Source organism: Erwinia artemisiae (genome assembly GCF_051400835.1).
Lineage (GTDB): Bacteria > Pseudomonadota > Gammaproteobacteria > Enterobacterales > Enterobacteriaceae > Erwinia > Erwinia aeris.
The window spans coordinates 148,402-172,225 of sequence record NZ_JBLFFM010000007.1; the positions used below are offsets into that span (position 1 = coordinate 148,402).

The 23,824-nt window shown below is 55.6% G+C and carries 26 protein-coding genes, 1 other RNA gene and 1 pseudogene; 11 read left to right on the forward strand and 17 right to left on the reverse strand.

Features of this window, described 5'->3' with window-relative positions:
* Positions 1-538: 538 nt before the first annotated feature.
* Positions 539-913: an antiterminator Q family protein gene (locus ACMGEE_RS16180; RefSeq protein WP_253459207.1), complete on the reverse strand. Its 375-nt coding sequence runs from the start codon at positions 911-913 to the stop codon at positions 539-541.
* A 177-nt stretch (positions 914-1,090) separates the two neighbouring features.
* Between ACMGEE_RS16180 and ACMGEE_RS16185 the strand changes: the two genes are divergently transcribed.
* Together ACMGEE_RS16185 and ACMGEE_RS16190 are read left to right on the forward strand one after the other, a co-directional pair.
* Positions 1,091-1,768 (forward strand): S24 family peptidase, encoded by a 678-nt coding sequence (locus tag ACMGEE_RS16185; protein ID WP_253459205.1) that lies wholly within the window; start codon positions 1,091-1,093, stop codon positions 1,766-1,768.
* A 99-nt stretch (positions 1,769-1,867) separates the two neighbouring features.
* Positions 1,868-2,125 (forward strand): YfhL family 4Fe-4S dicluster ferredoxin, encoded by a 258-nt coding sequence (locus ACMGEE_RS16190; protein ID WP_253459201.1) that lies wholly within the window; start codon positions 1,868-1,870, stop codon positions 2,123-2,125.
* Positions 2,126-2,183: 58 nt separating this feature from the next.
* Here ACMGEE_RS16190 and acpS read toward each other — a convergent pair whose 3' ends face one another.
* From acpS to rpoE, 11 genes are all read right to left on the reverse strand, one after another.
* The gene (gene acpS, locus ACMGEE_RS16195) at positions 2,184-2,564 is read right to left on the reverse strand and encodes a holo-ACP synthase (protein ID WP_125289479.1); all 381 of its coding nucleotides are present in this window, start codon (positions 2,562-2,564) and stop codon (positions 2,184-2,186) included.
* Positions 2,564-3,295, reverse strand: coding sequence for a pyridoxine 5'-phosphate synthase (gene pdxJ, locus ACMGEE_RS16200; RefSeq protein WP_301730840.1), 732 nt, complete (start codon positions 3,293-3,295; stop codon positions 2,564-2,566). The genes acpS and pdxJ overlap by 1 nt, the downstream gene beginning before the upstream one ends.
* Before the next feature lie 71 nt (positions 3,296-3,366).
* On the reverse strand, positions 3,367-4,092 hold the full coding sequence (gene recO, locus ACMGEE_RS16205) for a DNA repair protein RecO (protein ID WP_253459192.1): 726 nt from the start codon (positions 4,090-4,092) through the stop codon (positions 3,367-3,369).
* Positions 4,093-4,095: 3 nt separating this feature from the next.
* Positions 4,096-5,001: a GTPase Era gene (gene era, locus ACMGEE_RS16210; protein ID WP_253459188.1), complete on the reverse strand. Its 906-nt coding sequence runs from the start codon at positions 4,999-5,001 to the stop codon at positions 4,096-4,098.
* Positions 4,998-5,678 carry a ribonuclease III gene (gene rnc / locus ACMGEE_RS16215; protein WP_125289475.1) on the reverse strand — a complete coding sequence of 227 codons (681 nt, stop codon included), beginning with the start codon at positions 5,676-5,678 and terminating at the stop codon, positions 4,998-5,000. Before rnc ends, era begins: the two co-directional genes overlap by 4 nt.
* 130 nt (positions 5,679-5,808) lie before the next feature.
* Positions 5,809-6,768 (reverse strand): signal peptidase I, encoded by a 960-nt coding sequence (gene lepB, locus ACMGEE_RS16220; RefSeq protein ID WP_436830344.1) that lies wholly within the window; start codon positions 6,766-6,768, stop codon positions 5,809-5,811.
* A gap of 25 nt (positions 6,769-6,793) precedes the next feature.
* A complete protein-coding gene (gene lepA / locus ACMGEE_RS16225; RefSeq protein WP_253459182.1) occupies positions 6,794-8,593 on the reverse strand; it encodes a translation elongation factor 4 in 1,800 nt (599 codons plus the stop codon).
* Positions 8,594-8,858: 265 nt separating this feature from the next.
* Positions 8,859-9,320: a SoxR-reducing system protein RseC gene (gene rseC / locus ACMGEE_RS16230; RefSeq protein WP_253459178.1), complete on the reverse strand. Its 462-nt coding sequence runs from the start codon at positions 9,318-9,320 to the stop codon at positions 8,859-8,861.
* A complete protein-coding gene (rseB, locus tag ACMGEE_RS16235) occupies positions 9,317-10,264 on the reverse strand; it encodes a sigma-E factor regulatory protein RseB (protein ID WP_436830345.1) in 948 nt (315 codons plus the stop codon). Before rseB ends, rseC begins: the two co-directional genes overlap by 4 nt.
* The gene (gene rseA / locus ACMGEE_RS16240; protein ID WP_253459170.1) at positions 10,264-10,905 is read right to left on the reverse strand and encodes an anti-sigma-E factor RseA; all 642 of its coding nucleotides are present in this window, start codon (positions 10,903-10,905) and stop codon (positions 10,264-10,266) included. The genes rseB and rseA overlap by 1 nt, the downstream gene beginning before the upstream one ends.
* Before the next feature lie 30 nt (positions 10,906-10,935).
* Positions 10,936-11,511, reverse strand: coding sequence for an RNA polymerase sigma factor RpoE (rpoE, locus tag ACMGEE_RS16245; RefSeq protein WP_125289469.1), 576 nt, complete (start codon positions 11,509-11,511; stop codon positions 10,936-10,938).
* A 361-nt stretch (positions 11,512-11,872) separates the two neighbouring features.
* Between rpoE and nadB the strand changes: the two genes are divergently transcribed.
* Positions 11,873-13,465 (forward strand): L-aspartate oxidase, encoded by a 1,593-nt coding sequence (gene nadB, locus ACMGEE_RS16250; RefSeq protein WP_253459167.1) that lies wholly within the window; start codon positions 11,873-11,875, stop codon positions 13,463-13,465.
* Here the strand turns inward: nadB and trmN are convergent, their stop codons facing one another.
* Positions 13,466-14,203, reverse strand: coding sequence for a tRNA(1)(Val) (adenine(37)-N(6))-methyltransferase TrmN (trmN, locus tag ACMGEE_RS16255; RefSeq protein ID WP_253459164.1), 738 nt, complete (start codon positions 14,201-14,203; stop codon positions 13,466-13,468).
* A 132-nt stretch (positions 14,204-14,335) separates the two neighbouring features.
* On the opposite strand from trmN, the gene srmB reads away from it, so the two are divergent.
* Entirely contained in the window at positions 14,336-15,667 is a 1,332-nt protein-coding gene (gene srmB, locus ACMGEE_RS16260) for an ATP-dependent RNA helicase SrmB (RefSeq protein ID WP_253459161.1), read from the forward strand.
* A gap of 231 nt (positions 15,668-15,898) precedes the next feature.
* On the opposite strand, the gene grcA is transcribed toward srmB, so the two are convergent.
* On the reverse strand, positions 15,899-16,282 hold the full coding sequence (gene grcA / locus ACMGEE_RS16265; protein WP_253459159.1) for an autonomous glycyl radical cofactor GrcA: 384 nt from the start codon (positions 16,280-16,282) through the stop codon (positions 15,899-15,901).
* 272 nt (positions 16,283-16,554) lie between these two features.
* On the opposite strand from grcA, the gene ung reads away from it, so the two are divergent.
* A complete protein-coding gene (gene ung / locus ACMGEE_RS16270; RefSeq protein WP_436830346.1) occupies positions 16,555-17,235 on the forward strand; it encodes a uracil-DNA glycosylase in 681 nt (226 codons plus the stop codon).
* Positions 17,236-17,299: 64 nt separating this feature from the next.
* Here the strand turns inward: ung and grpE are convergent, their stop codons facing one another.
* A complete protein-coding gene (gene grpE / locus ACMGEE_RS16275) occupies positions 17,300-17,878 on the reverse strand; it encodes a nucleotide exchange factor GrpE (RefSeq protein ID WP_125289463.1) in 579 nt (192 codons plus the stop codon).
* Between the two features lie 124 nt (positions 17,879-18,002).
* Between grpE and nadK the strand changes: the two genes are divergently transcribed.
* The 3 genes from nadK to bamE all read left to right on the forward strand — a co-directional run bounded on the left by nadK (position 18,003) and on the right by bamE (position 21,151).
* Complete coding sequence (gene nadK, locus ACMGEE_RS16280) at positions 18,003-18,881, forward strand: NAD(+) kinase (RefSeq protein ID WP_125289462.1); 879 nt, start codon at positions 18,003-18,005, stop codon at positions 18,879-18,881.
* Between the two features lie 88 nt (positions 18,882-18,969).
* On the forward strand, positions 18,970-20,631 hold the full coding sequence (gene recN, locus ACMGEE_RS16285; protein WP_436830347.1) for a DNA repair protein RecN: 1,662 nt from the start codon (positions 18,970-18,972) through the stop codon (positions 20,629-20,631).
* A 172-nt stretch (positions 20,632-20,803) separates the two neighbouring features.
* Positions 20,804-21,151, forward strand: a complete 348-nt coding sequence (bamE, locus tag ACMGEE_RS16290) for an outer membrane protein assembly factor BamE (protein WP_253459150.1) — start codon at positions 20,804-20,806, stop codon at positions 21,149-21,151.
* Positions 21,152-21,242: 91 nt separating this feature from the next.
* Here the strand turns inward: bamE and ACMGEE_RS16295 are convergent, their stop codons facing one another.
* Both ACMGEE_RS16295 and ACMGEE_RS16300 read right to left on the reverse strand, forming a co-directional pair.
* On the reverse strand, positions 21,243-21,530 hold the full coding sequence (locus ACMGEE_RS16295) for an RnfH family protein (protein WP_436830348.1): 288 nt from the start codon (positions 21,528-21,530) through the stop codon (positions 21,243-21,245).
* Positions 21,523-21,957 (reverse strand): type II toxin-antitoxin system RatA family toxin, encoded by a 435-nt coding sequence (locus ACMGEE_RS16300; RefSeq protein ID WP_436830349.1) that lies wholly within the window; start codon positions 21,955-21,957, stop codon positions 21,523-21,525. Before ACMGEE_RS16300 ends, ACMGEE_RS16295 begins: the two co-directional genes overlap by 8 nt.
* A gap of 158 nt (positions 21,958-22,115) precedes the next feature.
* Between ACMGEE_RS16300 and smpB the strand changes: the two genes are divergently transcribed.
* The 3 genes and pseudogenes from smpB to ACMGEE_RS16315 all read left to right on the forward strand — a co-directional run.
* Entirely contained in the window at positions 22,116-22,598 is a 483-nt protein-coding gene (gene smpB, locus ACMGEE_RS16305) for an SsrA-binding protein SmpB (RefSeq protein WP_125289457.1), read from the forward strand.
* Positions 22,599-22,647: 49 nt separating this feature from the next.
* Positions 22,648-23,011: a transfer-messenger RNA gene (ssrA, locus tag ACMGEE_RS16310) on the forward strand.
* Between the two features lie 117 nt (positions 23,012-23,128).
* Positions 23,129-23,749 (forward strand): annotated as a pseudogene (locus ACMGEE_RS16315) (primase-like DNA-binding domain-containing protein); the annotation flags it as partial.
* Between the last annotated feature and the right edge of the window lie 75 nt (positions 23,750-23,824).

Below are 23,824 nucleotides of genomic sequence, written 5' to 3' on the forward strand. Positions count from 1 at the left end.
ACGAAAACCTTTCCTTTTTCATTTCTCCCTGCCTGTCACTAATCCATGCTGCTACATTAAGGGGTTTATTTCGTAACGAAAACCATTTTCTTTAATATCTTTTGCAGCCGGTTTTTTTTATATCCATGATGCTATATTACTGCGGGGAACTCGTTACGAAGAACTTTTCCTTTTTCATCCCTCCCTCCCTGTCACTAATCCATGCTGCTACATTAAGGGGTTTATTTCGTAACGAAAACCCCTTAGTGCTAATTTTTTTATTTAAGAACTCAGGAAAGTTTGAGGCATAAAAAATGCACTCCTGCCTGCCAATAAGGCAGACAACGGAGTGCATATAGAAGACATTCTCTTTGTGGTTCGCAATCGTTAAAGAACCATGTTGCTACTTTACGCGTATAAAATCGTTACGAAAAGCCCTGATCAATATTATTTTTGCTATGTATGCAAATTGCGTAACAACGTAGACTTGCCTTACGACATCTGGTCATAATTAAATTATTCTTTGCTTTTATATTTTTATATTCGTAACGAAGAAATTTTATATCCAGGCATCCATTTCCAGCTCCGCATCGCTCATAATTATACAGGCATCAATAAAGGTTTCAGCTATCATCAGCTGGTTCCTTACTTTGCCTTCCGAGCATTTCTTTTTCCGGGCAATGGCGGATTTGGAAATATTATAGAGGTAGTGCAGGATAATCAGCTCGACCTCGTCCGTACGCCCGACCTTGTGCAATTTGGCGATAGCCGCATCGACAATCAGCCCGTCGCTGTCGCTACAGGAGAGTCGGCTTCTCCGCTCATCCGGCAGCAGCCCTTTAAAGCCCGCCGCAACCGGCGACCAGTCAAGCTGCGTGCCCTCTGCCACAGCCCAACCGCCCCAACGTTCCAGTACTTTTTGTATATTACGCATCAACCGACCTCCTTTTCTTACCTGACTCTTTTGTGGCCTGCCCGATCGGGCAGGATGACTGTGGCGATGAATTATACTAAACTGCATTATCTGATGAAGCATAATCGCCTTAACAACACCTATTCTAATGCAAAAACGCATAATTGCAACGTTAGCGCGCAATAACAGGAAGATAAAATGATCTTTGATTTGGATGTATTCAACAGTAACATCAAGCACTTGATGGAAAGAGAGGGCATCGGCAGCGTGACGGAGCTTTCTAAAAAGGTCAGGCTACAGCAGTCCACCCTGCACCGGCTGCTGACAGGAGAAGTGAAAGACCCAAAGTACACCACGCTGAAGTCTCTGGCGGATTATTTTCACGTTTCGCCCATCGATCTGATCGAGCGCGACTTACAGGCATCGGCTGCACAACATGCGCCGGGCGTGACAGGCGAGCTTCACTCGCTGGTGCTGCATAAGGTGCCGGTGCTGGGCAATACTCAACTTGGCCACAGCGGCTACTGGAGCGATATGCAATATCCTGTTGGCAATGGTGACGGGTTTCTACGCTGGCCTTCCTGCGATCGCGACGTCTACGCGCTGAAATGCGTGGGGGATTCGATGATGCCAAGGATCAAAGAGGGTGAGTTTGTGATCGTGGAGCCGAATCAGAATTTTCATCCGGGCGATGAGGTGCTGGTGGTCACCAGCAGCGGCGAGGTGATGGTGAAAACCTTCCTGTTTAAACGCGACGGCTTTTACCATCTGCTGCCGGTTAATGAGGATCACGCACCGATCCGCCTGCCGGTTGAAGAGGTTACGCAGATGCAGTATGTCGCCGGCATTGCGAAATCTTCGCTCTGGCATCCCTGAGCAACAACGGCTGGCTAACGACCCGAAGACAGGCCGTGGGAAACGGTCGTTCAGTGTGGTAAATTACGCCCCTTCTTCCGTTAAGGGTATTCGCTGAACATGGCTTTACTGATCACTAAACGCTGCATCAATTGCGATATGTGCGAGCCGGAGTGCCCGAACCAGGCGATTTCCATGGGCGAAAGCATTTACGAGATCGATGTGAACCGCTGTACAGAGTGCGTGGGTCATTACGACACGCCAACCTGTCAGCAGGTTTGCCCTATTGATAATACGATTATCAGCGATCCGGAATGTGTGGAAAGCAGCGACAGGCTGTGGGAAAAGTTTGTGCTCCTGCATCACGTCGCCTCCTGAACGGGCGACCTCTGAGGCGCGCAGCGGTCGGACTGGCGATGCAACCAGCCCGACCGAATTAGCTTTCGATAATCACCGTAGCGCAGGCGTAGTGACGCTCGTCCGCCAGCGTGACATGAACGTGTGCGACGCCCAGCTTTTGCGCCACTTCCGCCGCCTGCTGAAAGAAACGCAGCCCCGGCTTGCCCAGCTCGTCGTTGTAAACCTCAAACTGGTTAAAAGCCAGGCCGCCGCGTATGCCGGTACCAAACGCCTTAGCCGCAGCCTCTTTTACCGCGAACCGTTTGGCAAGAAAGCGCACCGGCTGCTGATGCGCCTGATACTGCGCCCATTCGTTTTCGCTCAGCACGCGTTTCGCCAGCCTGTCGCCGGAGCGGGAAATCACGCCTTCGATACGGTCGATTTCCACGATATCCGTGCCCAGCCCCAGAATAGCCATTAGCGACGCGCTTCCCGCATCAGCGCCTTCATCTCGCTTACCGCATCGGCAAGCCCGCTCATCACCGCGCGGCCGATAATAGCGTGTCCGATATTCAGCTCATGCATCTGCGGCAGCGCGGCGATCGGCTGCACGTTATGATAGGTCAGCCCGTGGCCCGCATTCACCTTCAGGCCTTTGTCGTGCGCATAGGCCGCCGCATCTTTAATACGACGGAACTCCGCGTCGCGTACCGCGCCCTCTTCCGCTTCCGCATAGGCGCCGGTATGAATTTCGATATAGGGCGCGCCGGAGGCCATGGCGGCATCAATCTGCCGATGGTCGGGATCGATAAACAGCGAAACCTGAATGCCCGCCTCTTTCAGGCGCGAAACGGCAAAGGTGATTTTTTCCTGCTGGCCCGCCACGTCCAGGCCGCCTTCGGTGGTGACTTCTTCGCGCTTTTCCGGCACCAGACAGCAGAAATGGGGTTTGATCTCGCAGGCGATGTCGACCATTTCATCGGTCACGGCCATTTCGAGGTTCATGCGCGTCTGAATGGTCTGACGAAGAATTCTGACGTCACGATCGGTGATGTGGCGACGATCTTCGCGCAGATGGACGGTGATGCCGTCCGCGCCGGCCTGCTCGGAAACAAAAGCAGCCTGTACCGGATCGGGATAATGCGTGCCGCGAGCGTTGCGCACGGTGGCGATGTGGTCGATATTGACGCCTAACAGGAGTTCAGCCATAACAAACCTCAGAATAATGTACGAGGGCTACAGTGTACGTCCGCGCCGTTCCCCGGTACAGCCAGGCGACTTTACTCGGGCGCGTCCGCGCGTTTTTTCGGCACGAACTGTCGAAAAAGCTCCTGGCTCTTCAGGGGTTTTCCGCCCAGATAGGGCTTGAGCGCCATGCGGGTGAAACGCTTGGCGGCCCTGAGCGTCTCGCTATCCGGAAAGCTGCGTTCATAAAGCGCCCGCAGCTCGCGTCCGGTAAAGCTTTTATGGCTTTTCACCAGGCTGGCGATAAAGCCTTTTTCCTCGCGATAGATATAGGTCATATCATCCGTAACCTCTTCGCCGCTGCCCGCGCAGTGCAGGAAATCGACGCCGTAGCCAAGATGGCCCAGCATCGCCAGCTCGAAGCGGCGCAGCGCCGGTTCCGGCGAGCCGACGCCCGCAGCCAGCGCCTGAACACAGTGCAGATAGTCGAAAAAAAGCTCGGTAAAGGCGGTTTCCTGCTCCAGCACGCGAGCTATCAGCTCATTAACGTACAGGCCGCAGTAGAGGGAAATACCGGTCAGAGGAAGGGCAAGAGAGATGGGTTCGGCGCCGCGCAGGGTTTTCACCTCGCCGCGCCCACCCCAGCGTACCAGCAGCGGCGTAAAAGGCTGTAAGGCGCCTTTCAGGCTGGAACGCTTGCCGCGCGCGCCTTTGGCCAGGACGCGCACGCGGCCGTAGTTTTCCGAAAAGAGATCGAGCATCAGGCTGGTTTCGCTGTAGGGACGTCCGTGCAGGACAAATGCGCGTTGCCAGCCTTCCATCAATTACAGATCGTCTACGTAACCCAGGCTACGCAGCGCACGTTCGTCGTCTGCCCAACCGGATTTAACCTTCACCCACAGCTCCAGGTGGACTTTGGCTTCAAACATTTCTTCCATGTCTTTGCGCGCTTCAATACCGATGGTTTTGATCTTCGCGCCTTTGTTGCCGATGACCATTTTCTTCTGGCCTTCACGCTCGACCAGGATCAGGCCGTGGATATCATAGCCGCCGCGATCGTTGGTCACAAACTGCTCGATTTCAACCGTCACCGAATAAGGCAGCTCGGCGCCCAGGAAGCGCATCAGCTTTTCACGGATCATCTCGGAGGCCATAAAGCGCTGCGAGCGATCGGTGATGTACTCTTCCGGGAAGTGATGTTCCGCTTCCGGCAGGCGCTTGCGCACGATGCTGGCGATGGTATCAACGTTTTTACCGGTTTCGGCAGAGATCGGCACCACGTCCATAAAATTCATCTGCTGGCTCAGGAACTGCATATGCGGCAGCAGAATGGTTTTATCGGTAACGTTGTCGACCTTGTTGATCGCCAGCAGCACCGGCACCTTGTTCTCTTTCAGCTTGTTCAGCACCATTTCGTCATCGGCCGTCCAGCGCGTGCCTTCCACAACGAAGATCACCAGCTCGACGTCGCCGATTGAGCTGCTGGCCGCACGGTTCATCAGGCGGTTGATCGCCCGCTTCTCTTCCATATGCAGGCCCGGCGTATCGACGTAGATCGCCTGATAGCCGTCTTCCGTATGGATGCCCATAATGCGATGGCGCGTGGTTTGCGGTTTACGCGAGGTAATGGAAACCTTCTGCCCCAGTAACTGGTTCAGCAGCGTGGATTTTCCAACGTTCGGGCGGCCTACGATAGCAATAAAGCCGCAATGGGTGGTTTGTTCGCTCATTCAAGTCCCAGCTTAATCAGCGCCTGTTCGGCCGCTGCCTGCTCAGCTTTGCGACGACTGGAGCCGGTTCCCACAACCGGATCCGTCATGCCGCTTACCTGGCAGTGGATAGTAAATTCCTGGTCATGCGCTTCGCCACGCACCTGCACCACCAGATAGGAGGGCAGCGGCAGATGACGACCCTGCAGATACTCCTGCAGACGCGTTTTTGGATCTTTCTGTTTGTCGCCCGGGCTAATCTGATCGAGACGGCTGGCGTACCAGTCGAGGATCAGCTGTTCTACCGTCTGGATATTACTGTCCAGGAACACGCCGCCAATCAGCGCTTCTACGGTATCGGCCAGGATCGACTCGCGACGATAGCCGCCGCTTTTCAGTTCGCCTGGCCCCAGACGCAGGCATTCGCCTAAATCGAATTCCCGGGCCATCTCCGCCAGCGTATTGCCCCGCACCAGCGTGGCGCGCATCCGGCTCATATCGCCTTCGTCCACGCGTGGAAAACGGTGATAGAGCGCGTTGGCAATCACGTAACTGAGGATGGAGTCGCCCAGAAACTCCAGTCTTTCATTGTGTTTACTGCTGGCGCTGCGATGGGTCAACGCCTGCTGCAACAGTTCCTGATGGGTAAAAGTGTAGCCCAACTTCCGCTGGAGCCTGTTAATTACGATGGGATTCATGCGTTACCAATATCTTAATGCGAAAATTTTCCTGCACAGGGAACAGGGCTGGACACGCCAACACGAGACTGTTTCGTGTGCAGTGGCTCCCCAAGGGAAGCCACCCTTTTGCAGCGGCGCCTGCGCGCCGTCAGTGAATACCGCCAATACGGCTCAGGCGAACGCCGGTTGGCCATTGCCCTTCCTGCTTTTCAAAGCTCATCCAGATAGCGGTGGCTTTGCCGACCAGATTTCTTTCCGGCACGAAGCCCCAGTAGCGGCTGTCGGCGCTGTTGTCGCGGTTATCGCCCATCATGAAATACATGCCGGCGGGCACGACCCACGTGGACTGCGGCTGGCCCGGCTGCTGATAGTAAGAGCTTGCCTGGCTTTGCGCCTGGGTCACCAGCAGAATGCGGTGCGTGACGTCGCCCAGCGTTTCGTTACGCGTAGCGAGACGCAGACCGCCGCGGATGGTTTCACCCTGCGGCTTCTGCCAGAAACCGTTGCCGGTTTCGTTGCCGTCAAAGCCGCTGAAGGTCTGGATAAAATCGCTTGGCTCAACGTCGGAATAGGTGATCGGCAGCGCCGTATCGCAGGTTTTTTCTGGCGCGCAGGCCGGATTCACCGTCACGGTTTTGCTCTGCGGATCGTAGCTGACGCGGTCGCCAGGCAGCCCTACCACGCGTTTAATATAATCCATGCTTGGATCTTTCGGGTACTTAAACACCGCGATATCGCCGCGCTTAGGGTGCCCGGTTGGGATCAGCGTGGTCTGCGTGATCGGATCTTTAATCCCATAGGCAAATTTCTCTACCAGGATAAAGTCGCCAATCAGCAGCGTCGGCATCATCGACCCTGACGGGATCTGGAAAGGCTCATAGATAAAAGAGCGCACCACAAACACCAGCAGCAGTACCGGGAAAACGGACGCGGCCGTCTCTATCCAGCCCGGCTGCCCGGTTTTTTTCTCGCCCACATTGTCTGCTGAAGCCTCCGCAAGCGCCTGGCTGGCCCTGCGGGCCGGCGCCCACTTGTATCTGTCCACGCACCAGATAATACCGGTTACGAGCGTTGCTATCGCCAGTATCAGGGCGAACATATTAGCCATTCCAGTTCCCTCGTCGTCTTAGGCTTTACTTACTCTCTTTACCCACATGCAGAATGGCCAGGAAGGCTTCCTGAGGCAGTTCGACGTTGCCGACCTGCTTCATGCGCTTCTTACCGTCTTTCTGCTTCTGCAGCAGCTTCTTCTTACGGCTGACGTCGCCGCCGTAGCACTTCGCCAGCACGTTTTTACGCAGCTGTTTAACGGTAGAACGGGCAATAATGTGGTTGCCGATGGCCGCCTGGATCGCGATGTCAAACTGCTGACGCGGGATCAGATCTTTCATCTTCTCCACCAGCTCGCGGCCACGGTATGGCGCATTATCGTTGTGGGTGATCAGCGCCAGCGCGTCAACGCGCTCGGAGTTAATCAACACATCAACGCGTACCATGTTGGAAGCCTGGAAGCGTTTGAAGTTGTAATCCAGCGACGCGTAGCCACGGGAGGTGGATTTCAGACGGTCGAAGAAGTCCAGCACCACTTCCGCCATCGGGATGTCATAGGTCAGCGCCACCTGGTTACCGTGGTAAACCATGTTGGTCTGCACGCCGCGCTTCTCGATACACAGCGTGATGACGTTGCCCAGGTATTCCTGCGGCAGCAGCATATGACACTCGGCGATCGGCTCGCGCAGCTCTTCGATATTGTTCAGCGGCGGCAGTTTGCCCGGGCTGTCAACGTAGACGGTGTCGCCTGAGGTGGTCAGAACTTCATACACTACCGTCGGCGCCGTGGTGATCAGTTCGAGATCGTATTCACGCTCCAGACGCTCCTGAATGATCTCCATATGCAGCAGACCCAGGAAGCCGCAGCGGAAGCCGAAGCCCAGCGCGGTAGAGCTTTCCGGCTCGTAGAACAGCGAGGCGTCGTTAAGGCTCAGCTTGCCCAGCGCGTCGCGGAAAGCTTCATAGTCGTCAGAGCTGATTGGGAACAGGCCCGCATAGACCTGCGGCTTCACTTTCTTAAAGCCAGGCAGCGCTTTTTCCGCCGGGTTGCGCGCCAGCGTCAGCGTATCGCCTACCGGCGCGCCCAGGATGTCCTTGATGGCGCAAACCAGCCAGCCTACTTCGCCGCAATTCAGCGCATCGCGATCGACGCGCTTCGGGGTAAAGATACCCAGACGGTCAGCGTTATACGTCTGACCAGTACTCATTACCTTGATTTTTTCGCCCTTGCGCAGCGTGCCGTTTTTGATACGCACCAGCGAGACAACGCCCAGGTAGTTATCGAACCAGGAGTCGATAATCAGCGCCTGCAACGGGCCTTCCGGATCGCCTTCCGGCGGCGGGATATCGCGCACCAGACGTTCCAGCACGTCAGGCACGCCGACGCCGGTCTTGGCCGAACAGCGCACGGCGTCGGTAGCATCGATACCGACGATATCCTCGATTTCCTGCGAGACGCGATCGGGATCGGCGGCCGGCAGGTCAATCTTGTTCAGTACCGGTACCACTTCCAGATCCATTTCCATCGCGGTGTAGCAGTTGGCCAGCGTCTGCGCTTCCACACCCTGACCGGCGTCCACCACCAGCAGCGCGCCTTCACAGGCCGCCAGCGAGCGGGAAACCTCATAGGAGAAGTCAACGTGACCCGGCGTGTCGATAAAATTGAGCTGGTAAGTTTCACCGTCAGGAGCGTGGTAGTCGAGCGTTACGCTCTGTGCCTTGATGGTAATGCCGCGCTCGCGCTCCAGATCCATAGAATCCAGTACCTGAGCCGCCATTTCGCGTTCGGTGAGGCCACCGCAGATCTGAATCAAACGGTCAGAGAGCGTCGATTTGCCGTGGTCGATATGAGCGATGACAGAAAAGTTTCTTATATGCTTCATTTATATGAATTTTTTCGCTTAAACGTTCGGTTTAGTTCTTGCGGTGGACAGAGCCGTAGAGACCGACTGCAATGTACCCGCCATCAATGAGCACGCATCTTACACTGTTAGCCCGCGCCACGAAAGAATTCACATGCATAGCGTATGATTTCCCTGCGGGCCGCGCGTCTACTGCTGTAATCGTGACCGCAGCGCGACGGGACACGCGCCGGGACGCAGGATAGCGATAAGGGGTAAAAGTGCCGACGGCCTGCCGGATTAAGCGTTATTCGGTTTCAACGCGCAGCGCATCCGGCGGAAGCGCCACGCTCAGAATCACCGGATGAAAAGAGGCGGATTTCCCCAAATAGCCGGAAATGCCCTTAGCGATGATAAACCCGCCGATGCCGCCAAGCAGCGCGCCCGCAGCGGCAGCCAGATCGCTGTGAAACAGCATCTGAAACAGCCCGGCCACGATAAACAGGCCCAGCAGCGGCGTCATATAAACCAGCAGCGCCGAGCTGAGCAGGCTCTTCTCTTCAATGCCCAGTTCAATACGCTGCCCCGGCGCCAGCGGCTCCGCGCTGGCGATTTTCATCACGTGCGCGTTCTTTGGCCCAAGCTTGTTCAGCATGTGGCTACCGCAGCCTTTACGGGCGGAGCAGCTGCTGCAGGAGGTTTTCATTTCTGAATGCAGCGTCGCCACACCGTTGTGCCAGGAGACCACCGTGGCCCATTCTCTCATCATTTTGCGCTACCTATGCTGTCAGCGATACGCTTGGCGGTTGAAGGAGGAAGCTCGCCAACCACCGTGATCTCTTTATTATTGCGTATTTCCGTATGCACCGTACGTCGTCCCGTGCGCAATTGTTGCGACACGCTGTTTTTGTCCGCCGCACTGACGTTGATCGAGAAGCTGAACAACCCGTCAGAATAGAGGCGCGACTCAACCGGCTTGTTCAGCGAAGGGATCTGCCTGCGGCTCTGCGTAACCTCTTTCATGCCGTTCGGCAACCACGACGGCCGCCATGCGAAGGTAGCTTTATCGCTGGCCGGTACCGAAAGCGACGGCGGCAGGCTGGCTTTATCCAGCCCCTGCATCATTTTTCTGACGCCGTCATCCACCGCAAAGCTGACCACGCGATATTGCTCCAGCGTTTCGCCGTCCCGATCGAGCAGATCGACCCTTAACGGCAGCCGGGTATCGCTGTCCAGCCAGACAATATAGCTATAGCGGGTGCCGTCGCGCGCCACGATGCGGATCACTTCGCACAGCTGATCGGCGATACGCGTCCGCCCTACCGGTACAAAATCGTAATATTCGGAAAGCTTTTGGAAATCGGCGAACACCAGCGACGGCAGCGAATCAACAATATGTTTACCGGGCAGAGTAAAAGGCTCCAGACCTGGTTCAAAATAGCTGATCTCGTTACCGCGTTGAACGATCTCGCGGCGCGGCCCATCCATATGCAGCAGCTGTGCATAGGTTTTGCTGTCCAGAACGGCATGGCGAAAACGCAGCGACTCAATGCCCAGCCGCGAGACGTTGATATAGGCGAGTTCGTAACTGAGGGACTGGCTGGCCTGCTCCATCTGTTGCAACAGCGCCCCGGACGTGGTTTGCGCCGGGGCGAAGGAGGAATAAAACAGGCTGCCAGCCATAAGGCTGACGGCGCACCAAAGCTGCTTCATTACTGCTGCTGAATTCCTAACGACTGGTTACCCGGCACCTGAACAGCTGCCTGCTGGGCAGGCGTCTGCTCGAACTGCAGGCTTTCTGAATGCAGACGGCGCTGCAGTTCGTAATCCTGCAGCATCGCGTTAACGCGACGACGCTGATCCTGTACCTGCTGTGGCGCACTGCTGTTGGTTTCCGCCGGCACGCCCAGACTGACCGGCGACGCCTGGCCCATCATCGGCAACGTATTGAATACCGGCGACTCTGACTGCGACTGCCCTTCAGCAGGCTGGTTATAGTGCTGCACGCCCACGATCACCGCCAGCGACACGCACGCCGCCACGCCGATCTGGGTAAGCTGCGCGGCCCATGGACGCACTTTGTGCCAGAACGGCAGCTTGTCATAGCTCTGCGGTTCGGGCTGCGCCTCTGGTATCGCTCTCTTCAACGGCAGCGGTTCTTTTTCGATAGCCGCCGCGACTTTCGCCGCGATATCGAAATGCATTACCGGCGCAACGTCGCCACGCAGGGTATCGCGGATAAGATGATGGCTTTCCCACTGTTTTTGCAGCACAGCGTCTTCAGACAATGCGGACAAAACTTCATTATCTAAAGTTTCACCATCCATTAAAGCGGAAAGTTGTTCTTTCTGCATGCCTCAGTACCCTTCCTGTGTCCGCTATCGCTAGCGTTGGATAAGTGGTTGAATTTTATTGTCGATGGCTTCACGCGCCCGGAAAATACGGGAACGAACCGTGCCCACCGGACACGCCATGATGGCGGCTATCTCTTCATAGCTCAGCCCATCCAGTTCCCGAAGCGTGATCGCCATACGGAGATCTTCGGGCAGCGTCTCAATGGTACGGAAAACCATCTGCCTTAATTCTTCCGACAACATTAAGTTCTCAGGGTTCGATATTTCTTTCAGCGCGCCAGCGCTTTCAAAGTTTTCCGCATCAATAGCGTCTACATCGCTGGCGGGCGGCCGACGTCCCTGAGCAACCAGGTAATTTTTGGCCGTATTGACGGCTATCCGATAGAGCCAGGTATAAAAAGCGCTATCCCCGCGAAACGACTCCAGCGCGCGATAGGCTTTAATAAATGATTCCTGCACTACGTCAGGCACATCTCCAGAGGGCACGTAGCGGGAAACCAGGCTCGCCACTTTATGCTGATAGCGCACTACCAGTAAATTGAATGACCGCTGATCTCCCTTCTGCACTCGCTCTACGAGAGCCTGATCCGTTAACTGCTCGCTCATCCGAGGTAATGTCTCCCCAAATCTTTTTCCACGCGTATTTGAACTACCCGTAACTCATAATTTTCGAGCAAGCATCCGCTTAGAGTAATGGTCATGAGTAAAGTTCCGTTGCGCCGTTATATTTGTGGTGTCATGTGCATCATCGCCGCAGAGTACTCTAAGAAAGCCGCTTTTTCATCTTTAAATCTTGCAGGTTCATCATAATAAACCGGCCCGGCGGGATGTACAGGAAGGCCGCCATTTTTCAGGCCAGTCCGAACGGTCTGGGGCACTGTTTTTTGCGCTGTACAGAAAAAAACCTTTTTTGCTTCTGCGAACGGCGCTATGCTCAGCAAACAACCTGTTTAGTAAATTAAACACTATGACTCTGGCATCCGATTACAGTTGTGACGTGTTAATTATTGGCAGCGGTGCGGCAGGCCTGTCGCTGGCGCTGCGTCTGGCCGACCAGCAGCGGGTAACCGTATTGAGCAAGGGGCCGATCAACGAAGGTTCGACGCTGTATGCCCAGGGCGGGATAGCGGCCGTTTTCGATGAAACCGACAGCGTTGCCTCACATGTGGAAGATACGCTGGTTGCGGGCGACGGCCTCTGCGATCGGGAGGCAGTGTCCTTTATCGCCAGTAATGCCCGCCACTGTGTGCAGTGGCTAATCGATAACGGCATGATGTTTGATAAAGCGGACACGGACAGCAGCTATCATCTGACGCGTGAAGGCGGCCACAGCCATCGCCGTATCCTGCACAGCGCCGACGCCACCGGCCGCGCGGTAGAAACCACGCTGGTCAGCCAGGCACTCAGCCATCCCGGCATTACCATCCTTGAGCGCAGCAACGCGGTGGATTTGATCGTCTCAGATAAAATCGGCCTGCCGGGCGAGCGCCGCGTCGTGGGCGCCTGGATCTGGAACCGCAAACGCGAAAAGGTGGAAACCTGCCGCGCCCGGGCGGTAGTGCTGGCGACCGGCGGCGCCGCCAAAGTTTACCAGTACACCACCAATCCCGATGTGGCCTCTGGCGACGGCATCGCCATGGCCTGGCGCGCGGGCTGTCGCGTGGCTAACCTGGAGTTTAATCAGTTTCACCCGACCTGCCTGTACCATCCCGAGGCGAGAAACTTTTTGCTGACCGAAGCGTTACGGGGCGAAGGCGCGCTGCTGAAACGACCCGACGGCACGCGCTTTATGCCTGACTTCGACGAGCGCGCAGAGCTGGCGCCAAGGGATATCGTTGCCCGCGCCATCGATCATGAGATGAAACGGCTGGGCGCGGACTGCATGTATCTGGATATCAGCCATAAACCGCCGGAATTTGTCAGGGCGCACTTCCCGACCATTGCCGAAAAGCTGAAGACGCTGGGTTTCGATCTGACCAAGGAGCCGATCCCGATTGTCCCGGCGGCGCACTATACCTGCGGCGGCGTGATGGTGGATCACTATGGCCGCACCGATTTGAACGGCCTGTATGCCATAGGCGAAGTCAGCTATACCGGGCTGCACGGCGCCAATCGTCTTGCTTCTAACTCGTTGCTGGAATGCCTGGTTTACGGCTGGTCGGCGGCAGAGAATATCGCCACCTGGCTTCAGCGCGTTGGGCCGGTAGATAATTTGCCCGCGTGGGACGAAAGCCGCGTGGACGACTCGGACGAGCAGGTCATCCTTCAGCATAACTGGCATGAGCTGCGGCTTTTTATGTGGGACTACGTGGGGATAGTGCGCACCACCCGACGGCTGGAAAGAGCGCTGCGCCGGATCAACCTGCTTCAACAGGAAATTGATGAGTATTACGCCAACTTCCGTATTTCCAATAATCTGCTGGAGCTGCGTAACCTGGTGCAGGTGGCGGAACTGATGGTGCGCTGCGCCATGGCAAGAAAAGAGAGTCGCGGCCTGCACTATACGCTGGATTATCCCCAGCGGCTGGCGGAAGCCAGGCCGACCATCCTGACGCCCTGATTAACGGAAAAGATAAAAGTCGCGGGTCAGGCTGCAATGCGCTTCTGAATAACGCTGATCCGGCCCGCGTATCGTCATTCTGTCCTGAAAAAGCTCGCCCGATTCAGGCGACAGCGCCAACAGCACGCGGTTAGGCGGCCGGTTATCATTGTCGGCAACGTCGGTACGAAAACGCAGATGCCAGCCGCGCTGTAGCGCCAGTGCCACCAGCCGATCGCCTGCCGCTGTCGGCAGCACCACGCAAAAGAAACCGTCTTCGGTGATCAGCTCTTCGGCGCAGGCCAGCAGAACATCATGTGTCAGATCGGTAGTAGAGCGCGCCGAGGCACGTGCCGGCGTGGCGCATTCGCTGCCCGGTACAAAATAGGGCGGATTGCTGACAATCAGCGAGTAGCGGCGCTCGCACCGTTTTGTCCAGTGGCGAATATCGTCCTGATGGATGCGGATACGCCCGGCCCACGGAGATGCCGCCGCGTTTTCCTGCGCCTGTCGCGCGGCCTGCTCATCCAGCTCAACCGCTTCCACGCAGACGTTTTCACCGGTACGCTGCGCCAGCATCAGCGCAATCAGGCCGCTGCCCGTGCCAATATCCAGCACGGCGGTAGCTTCCGCCACCGGCGCCCAGGCACCCAGCAGCACGCCGTCGGTGCCGACCTTCATGGCGCAGCGATCGTGCGCGATAAAAAATTGTTTAAAGGTAAAGCCGTTAGGGCGTAATACCGCTTTTTGTTGTGACATTTAAGCGACCTGAAAGGGAAACGGCGCTAGCATAGGACAATTAAGATGCAAGGAAAAGTCATTCATTCCACACAAAGAGATGAAGATCGCGCGCAATCTGTCTATAATCAGCGCCCCAAACTGAGGTAGACCATGACTGTAACCACTTTTTCCGAACTCGAACTTGATGAAAGCCTGCTGGACGCCCTGCAGGAAAAGGGCTTCACGCGCCCCACGGCAATCCAGGCCGCTGCGATCCCGCCTGCACTGGAGGGTCGCGACGTTCTGGGTTCGGCACCAACAGGTACAGGCAAAACCGCGGCTTACCTGCTGCCTGCGCTCCAGCATCTGCTGGACTTCCCGCGCAAAAAATCCGGCCCGCCGCGTATTCTGATCCTGACACCGACTCGCGAACTGGCGATGCAGGTGGCCGATCAGGCTCGCGAGCTGGCGAAAAACACGCATCTGGATATCGCGACCATCACCGGCGGCGTGGCTTATATGAACCATGCGGAAGTGTTCAGCGAAAACCAGGACGTGGTAGTCGCTACCACCGGTCGTCTGCTGCAATACATCAAAGAAGAGAACTTTGACTGTCGCGCGGTAGAGACGCTGATCCTGGATGAAGCCGACCGTATGCTGGATATGGGCTTCGCGCAGGATATCGAAACTATCGCGGCGGAAACCCGCTGGCGTAAACAGACGCTGCTTTTTTCCGCCACGCTGGAAGGCGAAGCGATTAAAGATTTCTCCGAGCGCCTGCTTAACGAGCCGGTCGAGATTGAAGCCGATCCCGCCCGCCGCGAGCGTAAGAAGATCCTGCAATGGTATTACCGCGCCGATGACGTTAAGCATAAAACCGCCCTGCTGCTTCACCTGCTGAAACAGCCGGAAGTCACCCGTTCGGTGATCTTCGTGCGCAAGCGCGAGCGTGTGCATGAGCTGTGCGGCTGGCTGCGCGACGCCGGTATCAACTCCAGCTATCTGGAAGGTGAACTGGAGCAGTTCAAGCGTAACGAAGCGATTAAGCGTGTCGTCGATGGCCGTGTCAACGTGCTGGTGGCTACCGACGTCGCGGCGCGCGGCATCGATATTGACGATGTCAGTCACGTCTTTAACTTCGATCTGCCGCGCACGGCGGATACCTATCTGCACCGCATCGGTCGTACCGGCCGCGCGGGCAAAAAAGGCACTGCGATTTCGCTGGTGGAAGCGCATGACTTTTTACTGCTGGGTAAAATCAGCCGCTACGTCAACGAGCCCCTGAAGGCCCGCACCATCGATGAGCTGCGTCCAACCACGCGCGCGCCAAGCGAAAAGCTGAACGGCAAGCCGTCGAAGAAAGTGCTGGCGAAGCGTAAAGAGCAGAAAGAGAAGAAAGATAGCGAAGAGAAGCCGCGCGTGAAGAAACGCCATCGCGATGCCAAAAACGTTGGCAAGCGTCGCAAGCCGAGCTCTGCGCCAAAAACCGACAGCGCTGAATAAATACGCTGCCCAACAAAAAACCGCCCTCGTCAGGGCGGTTTTTTTACATCTTTTATTTTATTTATTACTGTTTAACCTGATTTTCTGCCTGAAATACTGATTTCTGCCATGCAGCTGCGCGGCCCTTTCCTTGTTTTTAAATTACATCTTATATTTCAATAAACTAAGATAATATTTCCCTGATGTTATTTTCAGCGCCCGCCTTATTATCCTCAGGCAGCCGTCTTTCTCTTACAGGCTTGCAGTAAAGGTACGAGCAATCACATCGCGCTGCTGTTCAGGCGTTAACGCGTTGAAACGCACGGCGTAGCCTGACACGCGGATCGTCAGCTGCGGATATTTTTCCGGATGTTTGACGGCATCTTCCAGCGTTTCACGGCGCAGCACGTTAACGTTCAGGTGCTGACCACCCTCTACGCGTACCTGCGGCTGGATATCCAGCGGTACGTCGCGGTATTCAAACTGGCCGAAATCGCTTACCGGTACAATTTGATCTTCTTTATAGCTGTCCTTGGCGCAGATGCAGCGAGCCTCTTCTTTTTCATTATCGAGTAGCCAGAAAGAGTTAACTAGCGCTGGATTAGTTGCTTTGGTGATTTGGATTCCGGAAATCATTGTTGCCTCCCAGGCGGTTGGTGGCTGATGAAATATCAGCAGAGAAAATTGATCTGTATCCGACCTATATAACAGCCTGGAAACCAGGCAGCTTTGACCGAAATCAAAAAGTGAGCGTCCTTTACTGTGCACATATCGTCAACTTTATGATTTATCTCAACTTTACCGCACCGCTCTTTCCTGGTTTTTTTGTATTTTTAAACTTTATTTTAAGTTTGTGTCGGTAGCGATCCGCGCTAAGCTACACCCTGATTACCCTAAAGGAGGCGGACATGGTCAATACGCTGACCTGGCACGATGTGCTGGCAGAGGAAAAAGAGAAACCTTACTTCATCGAGACGTTATCGATGGTGGCTAAAGAACGTGCGGCCGGAAAAACCGTTTATCCGCCGCAAAAGGACGTGTTCAATGCTTTTCGCCTGACGGAGCTGGGCGATGTCAAAGTGGTGATCCTCGGTCAGGATCCGTATCACGGCCCTAATCAGGCGCATGGCCTTGCCTTCTCGGTGCTGCCCGGCGTGGCCGTGCCGCCGTCGCTGGTGAATATGTATAAGGAGCTGGTCACCGATATTCCGGGCTTCCAGCGTCCCAATCATGGTTTTCTGGAAAGCTGGGCGCGTCAGGGCGTGCTGCTGTTGAATACGGTCTTAACCGTGGAGGCGGGACAGGCGCATTCACATGCCCGTTTCGGCTGGGAAACCTTTACCGACCGCGTGATTGCCGTCATTAACGAGCATCGCGAGAACGTGGTGTTTTTGCTATGGGGATCGCACGCGCAGAAAAAAGGCAGCATTATCGATCGCCAGCGCCATCATGTTTTACAGGCGCCCCACCCTTCTCCGCTTTCGGCCCATCGCGGCTTCTTTGGCTGCGGACACTTTTCCAAAACCAATGAATGGCTGGAACAGCACGGTGAGCAGCCGATAGACTGGAGGCCGGTTCTGCCAGACTAGCTTCTCTGGCTGCGGCTGCGGACACAAAAAAAGCACCCGAAGGTGCTTTTTTTCGTTATAGCTATCAGCCTTTGGCTTTCGCTACCGCAACCATTGCCGGGCGCAGCAGGCGACCGTTCAGCGTGTAGCCGCGCTGCATGACCATCAGCACGTGATTCGGCGCCACGTCTTCGGATTCAATCATCGACATCGCCTGATGGATTTCCGGGTTAAACGGCACGTTGACGTCGCCAACCACTTCCACGCCGAACTTACGCACGGCGCCAAGCAGGGATTTCAGCGTCAGATCGATACCCTCGATCATCGCGGTCAGCTCGCTGTTCTCTTTGTCGGCCAGTTCCAGCGCGCGCTCCAGGCTGTCGATAACCGGCAGCAGCTCGTTGGCGAATTTTTCCAGCGCAAATTTATGCGCTTTTTCCACATCCAGTTCGGTGCGGCGACGAATATTTTCGATTTCGGCCTGAGCACGCAGCTGCGCTTCACGAACGCCACCCTGCGCCTGTGCCAGCTGGGCTTCCAGCTCGGCAATGCGCTCATCACGCGGATCCACGCCTTCTGCTGTCTCCGCGTCCTGGGTTGCCTGTTCCATCTCGATATCGTCTGAGACTTGCTCGTTTGGTGTGTTCTGTTCTTTACTACTCATGAATTTCTCCGCGTTTGTGCACATTCATCTCGCTGGTTCGCTTATTATGGGGATCAGAATTGCGGTTTCAAGGGAACCCGTTACATTGTCTGAGGTAGTTTACCTCATGAGGAACACCAGCATCATGAACAACCATTTTAACTGCATCGGTATTGTGGGCCATCCGCGCCATCCTACCGCGCTGACCACTCACGAAATGCTCTGTCGCTGGCTTACGGCGAAGGGCTATCAGGTGATCATCGAAGAGCAGATAGCCCGCGAGCTGAATCTGGCCGACGTCGAAACCGGCTCGCTGTCAGAAATCGGGCAAAAGGCCGATCTGGCGGTGGTGGTAGGCGGCGATGGCAATATGCTGGGCGCGGCGCGGGTGCTGGCTCGCTACGATATCAAGGTCATCGGCATCAATCGCGGCAACCTGGGTTTCCTGACCGACCTCGATCCGGATAACGCGCAGCAGCAGCTGGCCGACGTGCTGGAAGGCAAGTACATTACGGAAAGCCGCTTTTTGCTGGAGGCGCGGGTTTGCCGCCAGGGCCGCGAGCCGCGCGTCGGTACGGCAATTAACGAAGTGGTGCTGCACCCCGGCAAGGTCGCGCATATGATTGAGTTTGAAGTGTATATCGATGAGACCTTCGCTTTTTCGCAGCGTTCCGACGGCCTGATTATCTCTACGCCGACCGGGTCGACCGCCTATTCGCTTTCCGCTGGCGGCCCTATCCTGACGCCCTCGCTGGATGCGATTGCTATTGTGCCTATGTTCCCGCATACGCTTTCGGCCAGGCCGCTGGTAATCAACAGCAACAGTACGATTCGGCTGCGCTTTTCCCATATGCGCAGCGACCTGGAAGTCAGCTGCGACAGTCAGATCGCGCTGCCTATCCAGGAAGGCGAAGACGTACTGATCCGCCGTAATGACGATCACCTGAATCTTATTCATCCGCAAAATTACAACTATTTCAATACGTTAAGCTCAAAACTTGGCTGGTCGAAAAAATTGTTTTAAAATCCGTTGCCAGCTACTTTACTGGTTATAGAACCAGTATATACTGTATGAAAAACCATATCTGTGTTTTCATACAGGAACGCTTTCTATGCTGGCACAACTGACCATCAGTAATTTTGCGATTGTTCGTGAACTTGAAATCGATTTTCAGCGTGGCATGACCGCAATCACCGGCGAAACCGGCGCGGGTAAATCTATTGCTATCGATGCGCTCGGCCTCTGCCTGGGCGGTCGCGCTGAAGCCGATATGGTGCGTCAGGGCGCAAATCGCGCCGACCTCTGTGCCCGCTTCTCCCTGAAAGATACCCCTTCTGCCCTCGCCTGGCTGGTGGAGAACCAGCTGGACGAAGGCAGCGAATGCCTGCTGCGCCGCGTAATCAGCAGCGACGGCCGCTCTCGCGGCTTTATCAACGGCACCTCCGTTCCGCTTTCCCAGCTGCGCGATCTGGGCCAGCTGCTGATTCAGATCCACGGTCAACACGCCCATCAGCTGCTGCTGAAGCCAGAACATCAGAAAACGCTGCTGGATGGCTACGCGGGCGAGAACGGCCTGATGCAGGAAGTGGCGCAGAGCTATCGCCAGTGGAACCAGAGCTGTCGCGTGCTGGCGCAGCATCAGCAGCTGTCGCAGGAGCGTGAAGCCCGTCGCGAGCTGTTGCAGTATCAGCTCAAAGAGCTGAACGAGTTTGCGCCGGTTGCAGGCGAATATGAAGCCATCGACGAAGAGTACAAGCGTCTGGCGAACAGCGGTCAGCTGCTGTCCACCAGCCAGCAGGCGTTAATGCTGCTGGCCGACGGTGAACATACTACGTTGCAGAACCAGCTTTATACCGCGCAGCAGCTGTTGAGCGAACTGGTGGCGATGGATGATAAACTCAACGGCGTTTGCGTCATGCTGGACGAGGCGGCCATTCAGATCAGCGAGGCCAGTGACGAACTGCGTCATTACTGCGAACGTTTAGATCTCGACCCTAACCGTCTTTACGAGCTGGAGCAGCGTCTGTCGCGCTATATCTCGCTGTCGCGCAAGCATCGCATCTCTGCGGACGAGCTGGCTGGCTATCATCAGCAGCTGCTGGAAGAGCAGGCCCAGCTCGATCAGCAGGAAAGCAATCAGGAAGAGCTGGCACTGGCCGTGGCAAAGCATCACAAAACCGCCGTGGAATGCGCCGAGCGTCTGCATGAGCGCCGTTTGCACTATGCGCAGGAGCTGAGCCAGCTGATTGGCGAAAGTATGCACGCGCTGTCAATGCCGCACGGCCGCCTGGCTATTGAAGTCCAGTTCAACCCGGACCATCTGACCGTAGAAGGCGCAGATCGTATCGAGTTCCGCGTGACCACGAACCCAGGGCAGCCGCTGCAGCCGCTGTCTAAAGTCGCCTCCGGCGGCGAGCTGTCGCGTATCGCGCTGGCGATTCAGGTGATTACCGCGCGTAAGATGGATACTCCAGCCTTGATTTTCGATGAGGTGGATGTGGGTATCAGCGGCCCAACCGCTGCGGTCGTCGGTAAAATGCTGCGCCAGCTGGGCGAATCCACTCAGGTCATGTGCGTAACCCACCTTCCGCAGGTGGCGGGCTGTGGTAATCACCATTTCTTTGTCAGCAAGGAAACGGACGGCGAGATGACCGAAACGCATATGCAGCCGCTGGACAAGCGCGCGCGTCTGCAGGAGCTGGCGCGTCTGCTGGGCGGCAGCGAGGTAACGCGCAACACCTTAGCTAACGCAAAAGAGCTTTTGGCGGCCTGAAACGGCACTTTTTTGGCATCCGGCGGTCATAACCTTGCTTCGTAGAGGTTTCCAACTGCGGAAAGGTTTATTATCATCGGCTTCTGACGCTGTGATCGAAGCGATAAACCGATACAGAATATAAAATAGCCTGATGCCCAAGGTGTTGGCCCGAAAAGGAATAAAGATACTTATGCGCTGTAAAACGCTGACTGCTGCGGCGGTGGTTCTGCTGATGACGACCGCTGGATGTTCCACTCTGGAGCGAGTGGTTTACCGGCCGGACATCAACCAGGGCAACTACCTGGTTGCGAATGACGTCTCTAAAATCCATACCGGCATGACCCAACAGCAGGTGGCTTACACCCTGGGCACGCCGATGATGCACGATCCTTTCGGCAGCAACGTCTGGTATTACGTTTTCCGTCAGGAGCCGGGCCATCAACCTGTGACCCAGCAGACGCTGACGCTGACCTTTGACAGCAACGGCGTATTGACCAATATCGATAACAAGCCTCAGCTGTCGTCCAATAAGCGCTAAGGCAGAGGCTGACCAACCTGTCGGCCCGACTGCGGTCGTGTAGATTGGGAAGGCGACGGGAAGAAAAACAGATAAGGCGCTGAAGAGCGCCTTATTTTTTTGCGGCTCGCTCTGCGCGCTGGCGGCGCAGCTCTTTGGGATCGGCCAGCAGCGGACGATAGATTTCAATCCTGTCGCCGCTGTGCACTTCATCGCTCAGCTTAACCGGACGGCTGAAAATGCCCACTTTGTTGCTGGCAAGATCGATATCGTTGCGCAGCTCCAGCAGTCCGGAAGCTTTAATCGCCTTTTCGACAGTGGCGCCCTCTTCCACGTTAACCGTATAAAGATACTGTTTTTCAGGAAGCGCATAGACCACTTCTACCGCGATATCAGGCACTGTAAACCTCTTTTGCGCGCTTGGTGAAAGCCTGCACCATGCTGCTGGCCAGCTCTTTAAAGATGCGGCCAAACGCCATCTCGACCAGCATGTTGGTGAATTCAAACTCCAGATTCAGTTCAACTTTACAGGCATCTTCGCTCAGTTCGGTAAACTGCCAGCCGCCGGTCAATTTGCGGAAAGGCCCGTCAACCAGCTGCATCTGGATGCTCTTGTTGTTGTTCAGCGTGTTGCGCGTGACGAAGGTTTTGCTGATCCCGGCTTTGGAAACATCTACCGACGCCGTCATCTGCTGCTCACTGAAATCCAGCACGCGACTGCCGGTACACCCTGGTAGAAACTCCGGATAGGCATCCACATCGTTTACCAACCGGAACATTTGCTCAGCACTGTAGGGCACCAGCGCAGAACGACTAATCTGGGACATAACGTTTCCTGTTAATCTTAAACTTTACAATAATAACATCGACGGCCTGTAAACAAAAATTCTCAGCCGCCAGCGTTCTGCTAAAATAGCGCTTTTCCCCGCGCTTGTTGTTACAGGGGATGCCATCATTCACCGCTTCATGTACACTAAGTTGCACTATGACAAAGAAAAAAGCACATAAACCCGGTTCTGCCACCATTGCCATGAACAAGCGGGCGCGCCACGAATACTTCATTGAGGAAGAGTTCGAAGCGGGTCTGTCGCTCCAGGGATGGGAGGTCAAATCTCTCCGTGCAGGTAAGGCCAACATCAGCGAAAGCTACATTATGCTGCGCGATGGTGAGGCGTTCCTGTTCGGCGCAACTTTTCAGGCGCTGACCGGCGCATCCTCTCACGTGGTTTGCGATCCTACGCGCACCCGTAAGCTTCTGTTGAAGGAGCGAGAGCTGGATACGCTGTTTGGCAAAGCCAATCGCGACGGTTACACCATCGTGCCGCTGTCGCTGTACTGGAAAAACGCCTGGGCCAAGCTGAAAATCGGCGTGGCGAGAGGTAAGAAAGAGCACGACAAGCGTGACGACATCAAAGAGCGTGAGTGGAAGACAGACAAAGCACGTATAATGAAGCACGCAAATCGCTAAGGTACTGGCATTGCGTGAGGTTTTTCTGTTATACTGCTAAACAGTACTTGGGGCTGATTCTGGATTCGACGGGATTTGCGAAGCCCTAGGAGCATGCCGAGGGGCGGTTTGCCTCGTTAAAAGCCGCAAAAAAATAGTCGCAAACGACGAAAACTACGCCCTAGCAGCTTAATAACCTGCTAAGAGCCCTCTCTCCCTAGCCTCCGCTCTTAGGACGGGGATCAAGAGAGGTCAAACCCAAAAGAGATCGCGTGGATGCCCTGCCTGGGGTTGAAGCGTTAAATCCAATCAGGCTAGTTTGTTAGTAGCGTGTCCGTTCGCAGCTAACCGGCGAATGTAAAGACTGGACTAAGCATGTAGTGCCGACGGTGTAGTAATTTCGGACGCGGGTTCAACTCCCGCCAGCTCCACCAAATTCTTGGTCGATGGCTACCAGAACCATTCGATGAAGTCCTGAAAGCCCGCAAAGCGAAAGTTTTGCGGGCTTTTTTGTGTCCTGGATTAGTCGCGCACCGATACAAGCGAGATGGCCGCAATTGCTGGCCAGAGAGGACAATACCACGGCGGCGACCATCTACACGCTGGAATCTTCGAGAGAACATGCAAGCATGGTTGGCTACTCGCTGATTATCCTGCCGGATCAGGAAAAATGGAGCGGTGACGGCGCGGGCATCAAGGCGATTACCGGCGGCGATGCCGTGGCGATTGACCCGAAATACCGCGACGCCTATTCAACTCACATCCCGGCGGTAATACTGGCGGTGAACAACAACCCGATGCGCTTCAGCGACCGCAGCGGCGGCGTGTCGCGTTGCCGGGTCATCCTGCCCTTCCCGGACGTGATACCGGCGAACGAACGTGATCCAAAACAGCTGGAAAAGATTGCCCGTGAGCTGGCGGTTATCGTGCGCCACCTGATGCAGCGCTTCACCCGACCTGATGATGCCCGCGAGCTGTTGCAGGCGCAGCAGTCGCCTGAGGAAGCGCTGGAAATCAAGCGCAGCGCCGACCCGCTGGTCGACTTCTGCGGCTACCTGACGCTGCTCAGAACGCCAACTGGCCTTTTTATCGGCAATGCCAATATCCGGCCGATGAATCCGAGACGATACCTGTATCATGCCTATCTGTCGTTTATGGAGGCCAGAGACCATTAGCATCCCATGATGCCTGACAGCATTCGGCCCGGCGGTGCTATTGCTGGTTTAATGTGTGGGCCTGACGCACCC

Excerpts from the sequence above, each read along its gene's own strand:
- grpE (WP_125289463.1), bottom strand. The coding sequence starts at position 17,878 with ATGAGTAGTAAAGAACAGAACACACCAAACGAGCAAGTCTCAGACGAT.
- rseA (WP_253459170.1), bottom strand. The coding sequence starts at position 10,905 with ATGCAGAAAGAACAACTTTCCGCTTTAATGGATGGTGAAACTTTAGAT.
- ACMGEE_RS16185 (WP_253459205.1), top strand. The coding sequence starts at position 1,091 with ATGATCTTTGATTTGGATGTATTCAACAGTAACATCAAGCACTTGATG.
- ACMGEE_RS16190 (WP_253459201.1), top strand. The coding sequence starts at position 1,868 with ATGGCTTTACTGATCACTAAACGCTGCATCAATTGCGATATGTGCGAG.
- lepB (WP_436830344.1), bottom strand. The coding sequence starts at position 6,768 with ATGGCTAATATGTTCGCCCTGATACTGGCGATAGCAACGCTCGTAACC.
- era (WP_253459188.1), bottom strand. The coding sequence starts at position 5,001 with ATGAGCGAACAAACCACCCATTGCGGCTTTATTGCTATCGTAGGCCGC.
- bamE (WP_253459150.1), top strand. The coding sequence starts at position 20,804 with ATGCGCTGTAAAACGCTGACTGCTGCGGCGGTGGTTCTGCTGATGACG.
- ACMGEE_RS16300 (WP_436830349.1), bottom strand. The coding sequence starts at position 21,957 with ATGTCCCAGATTAGTCGTTCTGCGCTGGTGCCCTACAGTGCTGAGCAA.
- rnc (WP_125289475.1), bottom strand. The coding sequence starts at position 5,678 with ATGAATCCCATCGTAATTAACAGGCTCCAGCGGAAGTTGGGCTACACT.
- recN (WP_436830347.1), top strand. The coding sequence starts at position 18,970 with ATGCTGGCACAACTGACCATCAGTAATTTTGCGATTGTTCGTGAACTT.
- nadB (WP_253459167.1), top strand. The coding sequence starts at position 11,873 with ATGACTCTGGCATCCGATTACAGTTGTGACGTGTTAATTATTGGCAGC.
- ACMGEE_RS16180 (WP_253459207.1), bottom strand. The coding sequence starts at position 913 with ATGCGTAATATACAAAAAGTACTGGAACGTTGGGGCGGTTGGGCTGTG.
- rseB (WP_436830345.1), bottom strand. The coding sequence starts at position 10,264 with ATGAAGCAGCTTTGGTGCGCCGTCAGCCTTATGGCTGGCAGCCTGTTT.
- rpoE (WP_125289469.1), bottom strand. The coding sequence starts at position 11,511 with ATGAGCGAGCAGTTAACGGATCAGGCTCTCGTAGAGCGAGTGCAGAAG.
- trmN (WP_253459164.1), bottom strand. The coding sequence starts at position 14,203 with ATGTCACAACAAAAAGCGGTATTACGCCCTAACGGCTTTACCTTTAAA.
- ung (WP_436830346.1), top strand. The coding sequence starts at position 16,555 with ATGGTCAATACGCTGACCTGGCACGATGTGCTGGCAGAGGAAAAAGAG.
- grcA (WP_253459159.1), bottom strand. The coding sequence starts at position 16,282 with ATGATTTCCGGAATCCAAATCACCAAAGCAACTAATCCAGCGCTAGTT.
- lepA (WP_253459182.1), bottom strand. The coding sequence starts at position 8,593 with ATGAAGCATATAAGAAACTTTTCTGTCATCGCTCATATCGACCACGGC.
- rseC (WP_253459178.1), bottom strand. The coding sequence starts at position 9,320 with ATGATGAGAGAATGGGCCACGGTGGTCTCCTGGCACAACGGTGTGGCG.
- srmB (WP_253459161.1), top strand. The coding sequence starts at position 14,336 with ATGACTGTAACCACTTTTTCCGAACTCGAACTTGATGAAAGCCTGCTG.
- acpS (WP_125289479.1), bottom strand. The coding sequence starts at position 2,564 with ATGGCTATTCTGGGGCTGGGCACGGATATCGTGGAAATCGACCGTATC.
- smpB (WP_125289457.1), top strand. The coding sequence starts at position 22,116 with ATGACAAAGAAAAAAGCACATAAACCCGGTTCTGCCACCATTGCCATG.
- recO (WP_253459192.1), bottom strand. The coding sequence starts at position 4,092 with ATGGAAGGCTGGCAACGCGCATTTGTCCTGCACGGACGTCCCTACAGC.
- pdxJ (WP_301730840.1), bottom strand. The coding sequence starts at position 3,295 with ATGGCTGAACTCCTGTTAGGCGTCAATATCGACCACATCGCCACCGTG.
- nadK (WP_125289462.1), top strand. The coding sequence starts at position 18,003 with ATGAACAACCATTTTAACTGCATCGGTATTGTGGGCCATCCGCGCCAT.